This window comes from Streptomyces guryensis (genome assembly GCF_021261325.1).
GTDB classification, from domain to species: domain Bacteria; phylum Actinomycetota; class Actinomycetes; order Streptomycetales; family Streptomycetaceae; genus Streptomyces; species Streptomyces guryensis.
Genome location: NZ_JAJSBI010000027.1, coordinates 121,683 through 134,887, shown reverse-complemented (window position 1 = coordinate 134,887; position 13,205 = coordinate 121,683). Strand labels below are relative to the sequence as shown.

15 protein-coding genes are annotated in these 13,205 nt (G+C 71.0%); 10 read left to right on the top strand and 5 right to left on the bottom strand.

Annotated elements, in window-relative coordinates; genetic code table 11:
- Positions 1–214 precede the first annotated feature (214 nt).
- Positions 215–646 (bottom strand): hypothetical protein, encoded by a 432-nt coding sequence (locus tag LJ657_RS38185; RefSeq protein WP_232653921.1) that lies wholly within the window; start codon positions 644–646, stop codon positions 215–217.
- Complete coding sequence (locus LJ657_RS38180; RefSeq protein ID WP_232653919.1) at positions 646–1,323, bottom strand: helix-turn-helix transcriptional regulator; 678 nt, start codon at positions 1,321–1,323, stop codon at positions 646–648. Before LJ657_RS38180 ends, LJ657_RS38185 begins: the two co-directional genes overlap by 1 nt.
- Before the next feature lie 107 nt (positions 1,324–1,430).
- On the opposite strand from LJ657_RS38180, the gene LJ657_RS38175 reads away from it, so the two are divergent.
- Complete coding sequence (locus LJ657_RS38175) at positions 1,431–1,832, top strand: hypothetical protein (RefSeq protein ID WP_232653916.1); 402 nt, start codon at positions 1,431–1,433, stop codon at positions 1,830–1,832.
- Between the two features lie 104 nt (positions 1,833–1,936).
- On the opposite strand, the gene LJ657_RS38170 is transcribed toward LJ657_RS38175, so the two are convergent.
- Positions 1,937–2,767: a TIGR02452 family protein gene (locus tag LJ657_RS38170; RefSeq protein ID WP_232653912.1), complete on the bottom strand. Its 831-nt coding sequence runs from the start codon at positions 2,765–2,767 to the stop codon at positions 1,937–1,939.
- 288 nt (positions 2,768–3,055) lie between these two features.
- Here LJ657_RS38170 and egtA point away from each other — a divergent pair, with 288 nt between their 5' ends.
- The 6 genes from egtA to LJ657_RS38140 all read left to right on the top strand — a co-directional run bounded on the left by egtA (position 3,056) and on the right by LJ657_RS38140 (position 9,228).
- On the top strand, positions 3,056–4,375 hold the full coding sequence (egtA, locus tag LJ657_RS38165) for an ergothioneine biosynthesis glutamate--cysteine ligase EgtA (RefSeq protein ID WP_232653910.1): 1,320 nt from the start codon (positions 3,056–3,058) through the stop codon (positions 4,373–4,375).
- Entirely contained in the window at positions 4,372–5,706 is a 1,335-nt protein-coding gene (gene egtB / locus LJ657_RS38160; RefSeq protein ID WP_232653898.1) for an ergothioneine biosynthesis protein EgtB, read from the top strand. Before egtA ends, egtB begins: the two co-directional genes overlap by 4 nt.
- Positions 5,706–6,497, top strand: coding sequence for an ergothioneine biosynthesis protein EgtC (gene egtC, locus LJ657_RS38155; RefSeq protein ID WP_232653895.1), 792 nt, complete (start codon positions 5,706–5,708; stop codon positions 6,495–6,497). Before egtB ends, egtC begins: the two co-directional genes overlap by 1 nt.
- Entirely contained in the window at positions 6,494–7,456 is a 963-nt protein-coding gene (gene egtD / locus LJ657_RS38150; protein ID WP_232653893.1) for an L-histidine N(alpha)-methyltransferase, read from the top strand. The genes egtC and egtD overlap by 4 nt, the downstream gene beginning before the upstream one ends.
- A 411-nt stretch (positions 7,457–7,867) precedes the next feature.
- Complete coding sequence (gene xynA / locus LJ657_RS38145) at positions 7,868–8,542, top strand: endo-1,4-beta-xylanase XynA (protein ID WP_232653890.1); 675 nt, start codon at positions 7,868–7,870, stop codon at positions 8,540–8,542.
- Complete coding sequence (locus LJ657_RS38140) at positions 8,539–9,228, top strand: polysaccharide deacetylase family protein (RefSeq protein WP_232653888.1); 690 nt, start codon at positions 8,539–8,541, stop codon at positions 9,226–9,228. Before xynA ends, LJ657_RS38140 begins: the two co-directional genes overlap by 4 nt.
- Positions 9,229–9,265: 37 nt before the next feature.
- On the opposite strand, the gene LJ657_RS38135 is transcribed toward LJ657_RS38140, so the two are convergent.
- Positions 9,266–9,403: a hypothetical protein gene (locus tag LJ657_RS38135; RefSeq protein WP_232653954.1), complete on the bottom strand. Its 138-nt coding sequence runs from the start codon at positions 9,401–9,403 to the stop codon at positions 9,266–9,268.
- On the opposite strand from LJ657_RS38135, the gene LJ657_RS48775 reads away from it, so the two are divergent.
- The 3 genes from LJ657_RS48775 to LJ657_RS38120 all read left to right on the top strand — a co-directional run bounded on the left by LJ657_RS48775 (position 9,347) and on the right by LJ657_RS38120 (position 12,302).
- Entirely contained in the window at positions 9,347–9,613 is a 267-nt protein-coding gene (locus LJ657_RS48775) for a helix-turn-helix domain-containing protein (protein WP_232653936.1), read from the top strand. The two genes, LJ657_RS38135 and LJ657_RS48775, sit on opposite strands and share 57 nt — an antisense overlap.
- A 173-nt stretch (positions 9,614–9,786) precedes the next feature.
- Positions 9,787–12,048, top strand: coding sequence for a sensor histidine kinase (locus LJ657_RS38125; RefSeq protein ID WP_232653885.1), 2,262 nt, complete (start codon positions 9,787–9,789; stop codon positions 12,046–12,048).
- Between the two features lie 38 nt (positions 12,049–12,086).
- Positions 12,087–12,302: a dodecin gene (locus LJ657_RS38120; RefSeq protein ID WP_232653883.1), complete on the top strand. Its 216-nt coding sequence runs from the start codon at positions 12,087–12,089 to the stop codon at positions 12,300–12,302.
- Positions 12,303–12,713: 411 nt separating this feature from the next.
- Here LJ657_RS38120 and LJ657_RS38115 read toward each other — a convergent pair whose 3' ends face one another.
- Positions 12,714–13,205, bottom strand: a complete 492-nt coding sequence (locus LJ657_RS38115; protein WP_232653881.1) for a phosphatase domain-containing protein — start codon at positions 13,203–13,205, stop codon at positions 12,714–12,716.

The window sequence follows — 13,205 nt, the reverse complement described above, 5'->3', positions numbered from 1 at the left end:
CAAACGCAAGCTCAAGAAGATCCAGTTCAGACCCCACCTGATCGACGGCTGCCTCACCGGGACCGGCCTGATCATCGAACCCTGGTGACCACGCAGCCGGACTCTACGAGTTCAACCTGAGTATCGGGCGGCGCAAGTGGGTTTCGCTGGTCACGGACGGTCTCGCGACGCCCGCACCGACTGAGAAGACCCGTGCGGCCCGAACAAGGTTCCCTCACCCTGCCGTCAGCAGACCGATCCCCAGGGCGATCAGGGCCGCGACCTTGGCGCCCTCGAGGGCGACGTAGTACAGGTGGTCGCGCGAGCGGGGCAGGTCCTCGCCCGAAAGGACGCGGTCCGACCTGCGGTTGAGGCGCGGACGTACCACGAGCAGTTGCGCCAGGAGCAGAACGGCCGCGGCGGCGACCGGCCCCACGACCCGGCCGGGCGGTTCTCCCACCGCGACGGCGGCCACGATCACGACGGCGAGCGCGGCCTCGACGAGGTTCAGCGCCCGGAAGACCAGCCGTCCGATCCCCAGCCCGATGGGGATCGTCACGCCCGGGGCGCGGAACTTCAGCGGTGCTTCGAGGAAGGAGATCGCCAGCACCATGCCGAGCCAGACGAAGGTGACCGCGACCGCGACCGCGGCCCACGTGGGGTACATCAAGGGTGCCTTTCTGCTGTCTGGTGCGGCGCGGGCGCCAGGTGGGCCAGGCACGCATCGGGTTCGGCGAACGGTTCCAGACCGGTCGCGGTCAGTGGGGCGCGCAACTCGGCCAACGCGCCCTGCATCAGGGCGAGATGGAGGGGGCAGACCAACTGGCCGTATTCCTCGGCGAGTTCGAGGAAGGGGCAGTGCCGCAGCCGGATCCGCGACGGCACGCTGCCGCCTTCCGGGTCCGGCGCGAAGCCGAGGCCGTCCAGCAGCTCGACGAGCCGGGCGGCCGACTCCTCGGGGCCGGGCCGGCGGGACGGGGGCGGCGGCTCGACCAGGGAACGGCCCCAGGCCCGGCCGGCCTCCATCGCGGTGGCACGCGCGTCGGGCCCCGTGGCGGCGATCCGGCCGAGCAGCATCTGCGCGAGCAGCCGATAGCTGCGGGTTCCGCCACGCTCCATGCCCGGCCGCGGGGCGTAGACGGTACGCGGCCGGCCGGGCCCGGAGGGTTCCAGTACGCGCCGCTCGACGAGCCCCTCACCGGCCAGCGCCTCCAGATGGAACCGCACGGTGTTGGGATGGACGCCAATGCGCTCGGCCGCCTCCGCGACACCGAGCGGGACCGCGGCGGTGCGCAGCACGTCGAGGACCTCGCGCCGACGCGGGCTCCTGTGCGCCGTCACCATGCCCCCTCACCCCTCTCCCACCTGCGGACATTTTCTCCAAATGATACTTGTAATAATTGTCGGGCAAGCAGCAGGGCGGGAGAAGACGGACAGATGGAGGGGAGCCGATGAGCAAGGCCGATAGGCAGGTCGGCCGGGAGCCGGAGGCGGCGGTCCCGCGCATCCTGTGCGACACCGACGCCTTGACCGCCACGGCTGCGGGCGGTGCCGCGGTGCTGTGGAAGCTCGACGAGAGCGGACGCCAACTCGACGCCAACCTCGTCCGGTTGACGCCGGGCCGTCATATCGCCCCGCACGCGGAACCCGACCTGGACGTGCTGGTGCTCGTCGTCGCGGGCGACGGCGCCCTCGGAGCCGGTCCGGGGGCCGAACCGCAGGCCCTGACGACCGGCACCCTCCTCTGGCTCCCCCACGGCTGCACCCGCAGCATCACCGCGGGAGACGACGGACTCGCCTATCTGACCGTCCACCGCCGCCGCCCCGGTCTGCAGATCGGCCAGGCTCCCTGAGACCGCCCCGGACGACGAACAAATTGCGGAGCCGGGGAACTCTGACGGCCTCTCGTCCGTCTTTCCGGGTGAGCCCCCCGCAGCATCCCCCGTCTGCGGGGGGCTCACCCACCGGACTGCGGCTGCGCCACGGGAAACGCCTGTGCGAACGCGCCTCGGACCGTATGGCCCGCCGTGCGGTCCAGGATCCCGAAGGTCACACGCTCGAAGGTCCGGGTGAACCGGCCGTCGGGGCCGAGCAGTGCCCGGAAGGCTGCCGCCACCTGCGCGGGGTCGTTCTGGAAGACGCCGCAACCCCAGGCCCCCAGCACCAGGCGCCGGTAGCCGTGGGCCGCGGCCGTCTCCAGCACCCGCTCGGCGCGGACGGCCAGGACCTGCGGCAGATCGGCGGCACGCTGCGGCGCCGTACGCCTGATCACGCCCGCGTTCGGGGCGGCGGCGGTCAGGAAGCCCGCCGTGTACGGCTCGTCGAGCAGGCCGCCTCGGTCGTCTCGGAAGACGGGTACCGCCGGGGAGTGGATGACCCGGTCGGTGTAGAACGGGTCGCGGTGGGTGCGGTGGTGGTCGTAGAACTCCGGGGCCCGCAGCAGACACGTGTACAGCGCGGAGGCGCGGCACAGGGCCTCTTCCTGGGCCTGCGCGCCGTTGAGGAAACCTCCGCCCGGGTTGCGGGCCGAGGCGAAGTTCAGCACCGCCACCCTCCCGCCGAGCCGGCGCGCGGCCTCCAGGCTGCTCTCGCCCGTGACCTCGAAGAACGTGTCGGCTTCGGCGGTCGGTGACACCTGCACGGGGTCCGGCCCGTACATCCGCGTTCCGGCCCGCGCCGCTGCGACCGCCGACGCGATGGCCAGCTCGCGTCCGTCGGATGCCTGATACGCGCCCACCGCCACTATCTGTTCCGTCTGCCGCGCGATGCCACGCAGGCGCGCGCTCATGGCGCCACCCCCGTGTGCGCCACGCTCGCGCGCCGTGCGCGCTCCCCCGTCGTGCTCATGGACCGATGGTGGGCGATCCTGGACATGCGGTGCAACAGAGTTTCCGCGTCCGCGAACGCCCACGAAAAGCCAGAGGAAACGCTCGGAACGAGGAGATTACCGAGCCGGAACATGCCGATACGCACCCTTGTGCGATGCGGCGGGAGGGTCTTGGGTGGACGAGTGCTGCCGTACGGGCACCTGACGGGCCGGGCCGGTGGCACATACGAATCTCAGGAGGTTCCCGACATGTCTGATACGCCGAGCGCCGCTCGGGTGAGCGACTGTACGGAGCCCCGCACCGCCCTCACCCCACCCGAGGTGGAGGCACTGGTCCGGGGCATCTGTTTCAAGACCGGCCCACCCCGCACCGTCGGGGTCGAAGTGGAATGGCTCATCCACGAGCTGCGCACACCGCAGCTCCCCGTCACACCCGAACGACTCGAAGCGGCCTATGCCGCACTGCGGACCGTGCCCCTGAGGTCGGCGCTCACCATTGAGCCCGGCGGCCAGCTGGAGCTGAGCTCGCCGCCCGCCACCTCCCTGATGGAGTGCATCGGTACCGTCTCCGCCGACCTCGACGCCGTCCGCTCGGCCCTCGCCGGGCATGATCTCGGCCTCGTCGGCATCGGTCACGACCCCTGGCACCCGCCCCGACGGTTCCTGCACGAACCACGCTATGACGCGCTGGAGACCTGCCTGGACCGCACCGGCCCGGCCGGCCGCCGCATGATGTGCACCTCGGCCTCCGTCCAGGTCTGCCTGGACGCCGGATACGAGGAGCCCGGCGCCCTCGGCCACGGCCGGCGCTGGTGGCTGGCGCACCAGCTGGGCGCGGTCCTGGTGGCCGCCTTCGCCAACTCCCCGCTGGCCGGACGGGAGCCCACCGGCTGGCGCTCCACCCGGCAGCTGCTGTGGCTGGAGATCGGCCCCGGCCGCGCGGGCGCACCCCCGCTGGACGGGGACCCGCGCCGGGCCTGGGCCCGGCACGTCATGGACTCGCCGGTGATGTGCGTACGCGACGACGACGGGCCGTGGGACGTTCCGGAGGGGCTGACCTTCCGGGAGTGGGCCAGGTCGGGGTCGCCACGGCCGCCTACCCGCGAGGACCTCGACTACCACATCACGACGCTGTTCCCGCCGGTCAGACCGCGTGGCTTCCTCGAACTGCGGATGATCGACGCACAGCCCGGCGACGACGGGTGGATCGTCCCGCTCGCCGTGACGAAGGCGCTCTTCGACGACCCGCAGGCCGCCGAGACCGCGTACCGCACCGTGAAGCCCCTGGCCGAACGGGCGCTCACGCTGCCGGCCCCGCACAATCCGCTGTGGATCGACGCCGCCCGCAACGGCCTGGCCGACCCCGAGTTGCACGAGGCGGCCGTCGCGTGCTTCGCGGCAGCGCTCGAGGCCCTGCCCCGGCTCGGCGCCACCACCCAGGTCACGGACGCCGTGGCGGCGTATCTGGACCGCTATGTCATGCAGGGCCGCAGCCCCGCCGACGAGCTGCTGGACCGGGTGCGCGGCACCGACCGGCGCCCGCACGGGAAGGACCTCCGCACATCATGACCGACCCCGCCCTCGACGAATCCTCGATCGACGCAGAGACCCTGCGCGAGCGGGCCCTGACCACCCTGACCACCGCTCGCGACCGCACCACGCTCCTGACCAGCTGCGTCGAGGAGCCCGATCTGACCGCGCAGCACTCGCCGCTGATGTCGCCGCTGGTGTGGGACCTGGCGCACATCGGCAACCAGGAGGAGCTCTGGCTGCTGCGGGCCGTGGCCGGCCGGGAGGCGATGCGCCCCGAGATCGACGGCCTCTACGACGCCTTCGAGCACCCGCGCTCCGAACGGCCCTCGCTGCCGCTGCTGCCGCCCGCCGAGGCACGCACTTATGCGGCCGAGGTGCGCGGCCGTGTGATGGACCTGCTGGAGAGTGCCGACTTCCACGGGACGAGACTCACGGAGGCGGGCTTCGCCTTCGGGATGATCGCGCAGCACGAACAGCAGCACGACGAGACGATGCTGATCACCCATCAGCTGCGCAAGGGACCACAGGCCCTGACCGCCCCGGACCCGGAACCCGTACCGCTGTTCACCGGACCGGCCGAAGTCCTCGTCCCCGGCGGCCCGTTCACCATGGGTACGTCCAGCGAGCCATGGTCACTGGACAACGAACGCCCCGCGCACCGGCGCGAGGTGGCGCCGTACTACATCGACACCACGCCGGTGACCAACGCCGCCTACCAGGCGTTCATCGACGACGGCGGCTACGACAACGAGCGCTGGTGGACGGCGGCGGGCTGGGCCCACATCCGCGAGCACTCCCTGCACGCCCCGCTGTTCTGGCGCCGCGACGGCAAGCAGTGGCTGCGGCGCCGCTTCGGCGTCACCGAGGTGGTGCCGCCCGACGAGCCGGTGCTGCACGTGTGCTGGTACGAGGCCGACGCCTACGCCCGCTGGGCCGGGCGGCGGCTGCCCACCGAGGCGGAGTGGGAGAAGGCCGCCCGGCACGATCCCGCGAGCGGCCGCTCGACGCGTTACCCGTGGGGCGACGCCGACCCGGCACCCGAGCACGCCAACCTCGGGCAGCGGCATCTGCGCCCGGCTCCGGCCGGCAGCTATCCGGCGGGCGAATCCCCGCTCGGCGTACGGCAGTTGATCGGCGACGTGTGGGAGTGGACGTCGAGCGATCTCGCGCCGTACCCGGGCTTCGAGGCCTTCCCGTACAAGGAGTACTCGGAGGTGTTCTTCGGGCCGGAGTACAAGGTGCTGCGCGGTGGTTCCTTCGCCGTGGACCCGGTGGCGTGCCGGGGGACGTTCCGCAACTGGGACTACCCGATCCGGCGGCAGATCTTCTCCGGCTTCCGCACCGCCCGGTCCGTGGGAGGCGTCTGATGTGCCGTCACCTGGCGTACCTGGGACCCGAGGGCCCCCTCGGAAGGGTTCTCGTGGAGCCCGCGCACAGCCTGTACCGCCAGTCGTGGGCACCGAGGCGCCAGCGGTACGGGACGGTCAACGCCGATGGTTTCGGGGTGGGTTGGTACGCCGACGGCGACCCGGTGCCGGCCCGGTACCGCCGGGCCGGGCCCATCTGGGCAGACCTGTCCTTCACCGACCTGGCCCGCGTCGTGCGCTCGGGGGCCGTACTCGCGGCCGTACGGGATGCGACCCTGTCGGGCGCCGACGCGGAGGCCGCTGCGGCGCCGTACGCGGCCGGGCCCTGGCTGTTCAGCCACAACGGTGCCGTCAAGGGGTGGCCGGGTTCGCTGGCCCCCCTGGTGGCGAGCCTGCCCGCGGTCGACGTGCTGTCGTTGGAGGCCCGCAACGATTCGGCGCTGGTGTGGGCGCTGGTCCTGGCCCGGCTGCGCGGCGGCGACGACGAGGCGCAGGCGCTGGCCGACACGGTCGTGGAGGTCGCCGAGGCGGCCCCCGGCTCCCGCCTCAACCTGCTGCTCACCAACGGCGAAACCATCACCGCGACGACCTGGGGCGACACGCTCTGGTATCTGTCCCGTCCCGGCCGCAGCGCCGTCGTGGCCTCCGAGCCCTACGACGACGACCCGCACTGGCAGGAGGTCCCCGACCGCACACTGCTCGCGGCGAGCCGCACCGACGTGCTGCTCACCCCTCTCAAAGAACCGAGCGAGAGCTTGGCGACCGCACCACCGAAGGAGCCCCGTACGTGAGTCCGTTCCTTCTCACCCGCACCCTGCCCGAGGACGCCACGGACGCCGCGCTGCGCGCCGACGTCCAGCAGGGCCTCACCGGCAGCCCCAAGACACTGCCGCCGAAGTGGTTCTACGACGCGCACGGCAGCGACCTGTTCGAGCAGATCACCGAGCTGCCCGAGTACTACCCGACGCGCGCGGAGCGGGAGATCCTCATCGCCCGATCCGCCGAGATCGCCGACGCGACACACGCCCGCACCCTGATCGAGCTCGGCTCGGGGTCGTCGGAGAAGACTCGGTACCTGCTGGACGCGCTGACCGACCTGCACACGTACGTCCCCGTCGATGTCAGCGAGAGCGCGCTCACGCAGGCGGGGCAGGCGCTCGTCGCGGAGCGTCCCGGCCTGCAGGTCCATGCACTGATCGCCGACTTCACGGCGAGTGTGAAGCTGCCGAAGACGCCTGGCCCCCGGCTGATCGCGTTCCTCGGCGGCACGATCGGCAACCTGCTGCCTGTCGAACGGGCCGCCTTCCTCGCCTCGATCCGCTCCCTCCTCTCCCCCGGTGACGCGCTGCTGCTCGGCACGGACCTGGTCAAGGACGAGCAGGTGCTGGTCCGGGCGTACGACGACGCGGCCGGCGTGACGGCGGCCTTCAACAAGAACGTCCTGACGGTCGTCAACCGCGAGCTGGGCGCCGACTTCGACCCCGGCGCCTACGACCACGTAGCCCTGTGGGACACCGCCCACGAGTGGATCGAGATGCGCCTGCGCTCGCGCACCGCGCAGACGGTGAAGATCCCCGCACTCGACCTCGCCGTCGACTTCGACGAGGGCGAGGAGCTGCGCACCGAGGTGTCGGCGAAGTTCCGCAAGGAGGGTGTGCGGGCCGAACTGTCCATGGCTGGGCTGGAGTTGGCTCACTGGTGGACGGACGCGGAGGGTCGGTTCGCGCTGTCGTTGAGCGTGGCGCGCTGATCTCTGCACCGTGAACTGACGGGCCCGACCGCCGTTCCCGGCGGTCGGGCCCAGGGTTTCGTGCAGGGAGACGTCGGATGCTTCGAGGAGGCGACGGCGCTCGAAAGGGGCACGCGGCTGCTCGCGGGCGCCATGGTCGTGGCCTGCATGTTGCGCGTCGGCCCCAGTGTCCCGGGCGGTGCCCTCCCCGACGGCGGTTCGACTTCGGCGGTCCGGAAATCCTTCGAAACATTCGAGATATCGGGCCCAGTCATGGTCTAGATATCCCTTCCCCTGGCAGATAACTGCTGCCCAACTCAACGAATGTTTCGCGATCAATGCCGAAACTATTGACGCTTGACGGGGACAGGCCAACACTCTTGGACCACACCGGCCTCAATCCGGCCTCGACGACGAGGAGGAACCCCGCACATGGACATCGCACCCGCACACCCGATGAGCCGCAGGGGCGCCTGCGCGCTGCTGCTGGGCACCACCGCGGCGCTGGCCCTGCCCGGCACCGCTCGCGCCGCCACGGTCATCACCACGAACCAGACCGGCACCGACAACGGCTTCTACTACTCGTTCTGGACCGACTCGCAGGGCACGGTCTCCATGACCCTGAATTCCGGCGGCAACTACAGCACGAGCTGGAGGAACACCGGCAACTTCGTCGCCGGCAAGGGCTGGAGCACCGGCGGGCGCAGGAACGTCAGCTACTCGGGCAGCTTCAACCCGTCCGGCAACGGCTATCTGTCGCTGTACGGCTGGACGTCGAACCCGCTCGTCGAGTACTACATCGTCGACAACTGGGGCACCTACCGGCCCACGGGGACGCACAAGGGCACCGTCACCAGCGACGGCGGCACGTACGACATCTACCAGACGACCCGGTACAACGCGCCGTCCGTCGAGGGCAACAGGACCTTCAACCAGTACTGGAGCGTGCGGCAGTCGAAGCGGACCGGCGGCACCATCACCACCGGCAACCACTTCGACGCCTGGGCCCGCGCCGGGATGCCCCTCGGCAGCTTCAAGTACTACATGATCCTCGCGACCGAGGGTTACCAGAGCAGCGGCAGCTCCAACATCACGGTGTCGGGATGAGCACCGGACGAGGCCTGCCGTTACGCCCATGGACGACGACGCTGGCCGCCGTCGCCCTGGCCGCCACGGGCACCCTCACCTTCCACGCCGTCGCTGCGCAGGCCGCCACCTGCAACGGATACGTCGGACTCACCTTCGACGACGGCCCGTCCGGCAACACACCGGCCCTGCTGGGCGCACTGAAGCAGAACGGGCTGCGGGCCACGATGTTCAACGAGGGCCGGTACGCCGCCGCCTACCCGGCACAGGTGAAGGCCCAGGTCGCCGCGGGCATGTGGGTCGGCAACCACAGCTACACCCACCCGCACCTGACCCAGCTCGGCCAGACCCAGATCGACTCGGAGATCTCCCGCACCCAGCAGGCCGTCGCGGCCGCGGGCGGCGGCACGCCGGGACTGTTCCGGCCGCCGTACGGCGAGACCAACGCGACCGTGAAGGCCGTGGAGGCCAAGTACGGTCTGACCGAGATCCTCTGGAACGTCGATTCGCAGGACTGGAACGGCGCCAGTACGAATGCGATCGTGGCCGCCGCCGGCCGGCTCACCAACGGGCAGGTCATCCTCATGCACGACTGGCCCGCCAACACGGTCGCCGCGATCCCCCGCATCGCGCAGGGCCTGGCCGCCCGCAGTCTGTGCGCAGGAATGATCTCCCCGCAGACCGGCCGCGCCGTGGCCCCGTCCTGACCGGGACCACCCGCACGAACACCCGCCGCCATCCCGGTCAGGATCCGACGGGGTGGCGGCCCTCCACGGCCACCATCACGACCAGTACGACCACGAGCAGCACGACGTAGGCGATGGAGTGGACGCGGTCCGGAACCCGGCCGGTGAGCCGCCTCGCCAACGCGATGGTGGGCACAGAGCCCAGAGCAGCGGCACCGGCCTGAACTTCTCGCAGTGGCGCCAACGCGCCTGCATCCTGCACTCCCTGCGGCACCTCACCGCGGGCATGCCCGTCACACGCATCGCGGCCCTGCTCGGTTACGAGAATCCCGCCGCCTACACGGCCGCGTTCAAAAAGCTCCTCGGCCGGCCACCCACGGCGCACAAACCACAACTCTCTTCATGAAAAGCGCCGTTATGGCTGCCAACTGAACGGTGGCCGGTAGGCGGGACGTAAAGAGATATGCCGGGCCTGCGTCGAACGCCAGGCGATCCAGCAGCGATAGGACGATCTTGCCGAACACGGTTTCCCCGACATCCGAAGACCCACCGCGGAGGTCCCTGACAGGCAACTGGCCTGTGGCCAGGCGTCTGAGGGCCGTGCTGCTCATCCCGGTCATCGTCGCCCTCGTCCTCGGCGGCATCCGGGTCAAGCACTCCGTGGACACCTGGCAGGCAGCCGACGATGCGGTCCGGGTGGCCGAACTGGTGCAGGCGGCGAACAAGTACGCCAGCGACGCGATCAACGAGCGTGACGTGTCGGTCATCCCGCTGCTGAAGGGCGAGCGGACCGCGGCCGCGGTCGTGCAGGCCCGCAGTACCACCGACGAGGACGCCAAGGCGTTCGACCGGGCGGTGGACCGCATGCCTCAGAATGCCGGCCTCCTGCGGCGCGTCGGACTGGTCCGCGCAGGCGAGAAGCAGCTGCCGACGGTGCGCGCGAACGCGTTCACCTCCCGCCTGTCCGGGGTGCAGACGGAGGAGAGCTACCACCTCGTCCAGCACCCCCTGATGGAGATCTCGAACGAGCTGGGCTTCGGCAGCAACAACCAGGCCAGCTTCGGCCGCACCCTCTACGCCATCTCCCTGACCCAGGCGGCCGAGTCCCTGATCCGCTCCATCGGCACCCATCTGCTGGCCGAGGACCGCGGCACTCTCGCCCCGGGCGAACTGGACACCCAGCTTGCGTCGTTCCGTTCGTACGCCTACCTCGAAAAGGTCGCACTCCAGGAGTACGCGGGTGCCGGCACCGCCGACGACATGGCACGGCTGCGGAAGGCCCTGGCGGACGCGGAGGCGCAGGGTGAACAGCAGCGGGCCGACGCGGCGGCCAAGGCCAAGGCGGCAGGCCGGAGTTACGTCGCCCCGCCCGACCTGGACAAGATGGTCAGCGAGATCGCCGCCGGCCGGACGACCGCGCAGCTCACCACCGAGGGCATCACACCCGAGTCGTTCTTCGCCGCGTCCACGGTCGGCTTCGACGCCTACCGCGCCATCGAGGTCCACCTCACCGACACGGCCCTCGCGGGCGCCCGCGACATCGCCGACGACGCCCGCCGTGACGCGATCATCAACACGGTGCTCGTCCTGGCGTCGGTGCTCGTCGCCTTCCTCCTCGCCGCCTGGGTGGCGCGCACGATGAGCCGCCGTATGCGCCGGCTGAGTGCCTCCGCCATCGAGATCGCCGGGCAGCGGCTGCCCGCCCTGATCACACGGCTGTCGCGGGCCACCCCCGTCCAGGTCGACTCCCGGGTCGCCCCGATCCCGATCACCAGCACGGACGAGATCGGCGAGGTCGCCCGCGCCTTCGACCACGTCCACCGTGAGGCCGTGCGGCTCGCCGCCGAACAGGCCCTGCTGCGCGGCAACATCAACACGATCTTCACCAACCTGTCTCGGCGGAACCAGTCCCTGATCGAGCGTCAACTGGCGCTGATCACCGACCTGGAGGACCACGAAACCGACCCGGACCAGCTGGAGAACCTCTTCCGGCTGGACCATCTCGCCACCCGGGTCCGCCGCAACGGCGAGAACCTCCTCGTGCTCGGTGGCGAGAAACCCGCGCACCAGTGGGACCGGCCCCTGCCGCTGATCGACGTCATCCGTGCCGCTTCCTCCGAGGTGGAGCAGTACGAGCGCATCACCTTCTCCGGCATTCCGGAGGCCGAGATCCACGGCCGGGCCGTGACCGACCTCGTCCATCTGCTGGCCGAGCTGATGGAGAACGCCACCTCGTTCTCCTCCCCACAGTCGGAGGTCCGCGTGACCGCCGTCCATCTGCCGGACGGCCGCATCATGCTCGAGATCCACGACAGGGGCATCGGGCTGCCGGCGGAGGACTTCGCGACGATCAACCGCAAGCTGGCCAATCCGCCCGTCGTGGACGCCGACATCTCCCAGCACATGGGGCTGTTCGTGGTCGGCAGGCTGGCCGGCCGACACGGCATCCGCGTCCAGCTGCGCCCCGCCAGCGAACAGTCCGGCACGACGTCGCTCGTCATGCTGCCGGACACGATCACCTACCGGACGGCGGCGGAGGAACCCGACACCGAAACCCTGGCCCTGGCCGCCGTGAAGGAGGCCTCCTCATCGCGGCGCAGCGTCTCGGCGGCATCCTTCGCCACCCAGGACGCGCCGGTCGGGTCCGACGGGTTCCAGGGATACGAGGCCTGGGACGACCGGCGGCACGACACACCACCGCCATCGCCCCGCCACGACGAGGACTCCCGCAAACCACGGGCGAAGGGCGCCCGCTCGCGACGGCGTGCGCGGCGCGCGCCCAGGCAGGAAGGGGGCCCGGACGTGTCGCGCTCCGCCCCGCCTTGGGGCACGGTGGAGTGACGCGTGACGCAGGTGTCACGGCGGAGAGGAGCACCCGCATGACGAACCACACCTACCGGGTCACCGAGATCGTCGGCACCTCACCCGACGGAGTCGACCAGGCCATCCGCAACGGCATCACCCGCGCCTCGCAGACCCTCCACAACCTGGACTGGTTCGAGGTGACCCAGGTCAGGGGCCAGATCGAGGGGGACCAGATCGCCCACTGGCAGGTCGGCCTGAAGGTCGGCTTCCGCCTGGACGAGTCGGCCTGACGGGGCAGACTCCGGGAGCGCGCCGGACGCACCGGGCGCCGGTCAGCCTGGGGACAGACCACTGACGAAGACGCTGGCCAAGCGCCCGGCAAACAGTGCACGGGGCAGCCCCCGGAAGGGGCCCAACAGACCACGCAGAGGCCACCGACACCGGCTGCGCCCCACGGACGGCCTCCACGCACACCGTCCCCTGGACCAGCACCCGCTGGGCCAGGAGGACGAGCCGGCCTCCCCATCCGCTTGCGACTCGACGCGCCGACGCAGCCAGGCGAGCCCGACGTGGCCCACAGGACCGCCAGGCGGGGCGGCCTACGGAAGACACCCGCCGGGCCGCGCCGACAGACCGACCACCCGAGGGGCGCCCGACGGGCCACGCAGACCAGCCAGTCATCTGGCCGGCGGCCCGGTCGCTCAGGTCCGGCCCTCCGCCTCCTGCGCCGTTTCCAGCGCAGCGGACGGGGTCGTCCAGCGGGCCCGTACGACCCGGAAGCCGGCCCGTTCGGCGTCCTCGCACACCAGTTCGTCATCGTCCACGAGCATGCGGATGTCACGGGTGCGGGCCAGGCGGCTCAGGATCTCCAGCTTGGTAAGGCGGGCGGGCCTGCGGTCGTCGTTGCGGCGCATGTGGACCCGCCCCTCGGGCAGGCCCTGCGCGGCGAGCCAGTCGAGCGTGTCGCGCCGGCAGCGCTCGGGCCGGCCGGTGAGATAGACGACCTCGCACTCCTTCGCGCTCTCCAGCACCAGCGCAATACCCTCCGGGATCGGCGGGTCGTCCGGTGCGGCGGCGAAGAACGCGTCCCAGTCGCGCGGCCTGCGTTCCAGGAACCGCTGGCGGTGGGCCGTGTCGGAGAGGGTGTTGTCCAGGTCGAACACGGCGACGGGGCGTCTGCTGCTGTCGGTCAC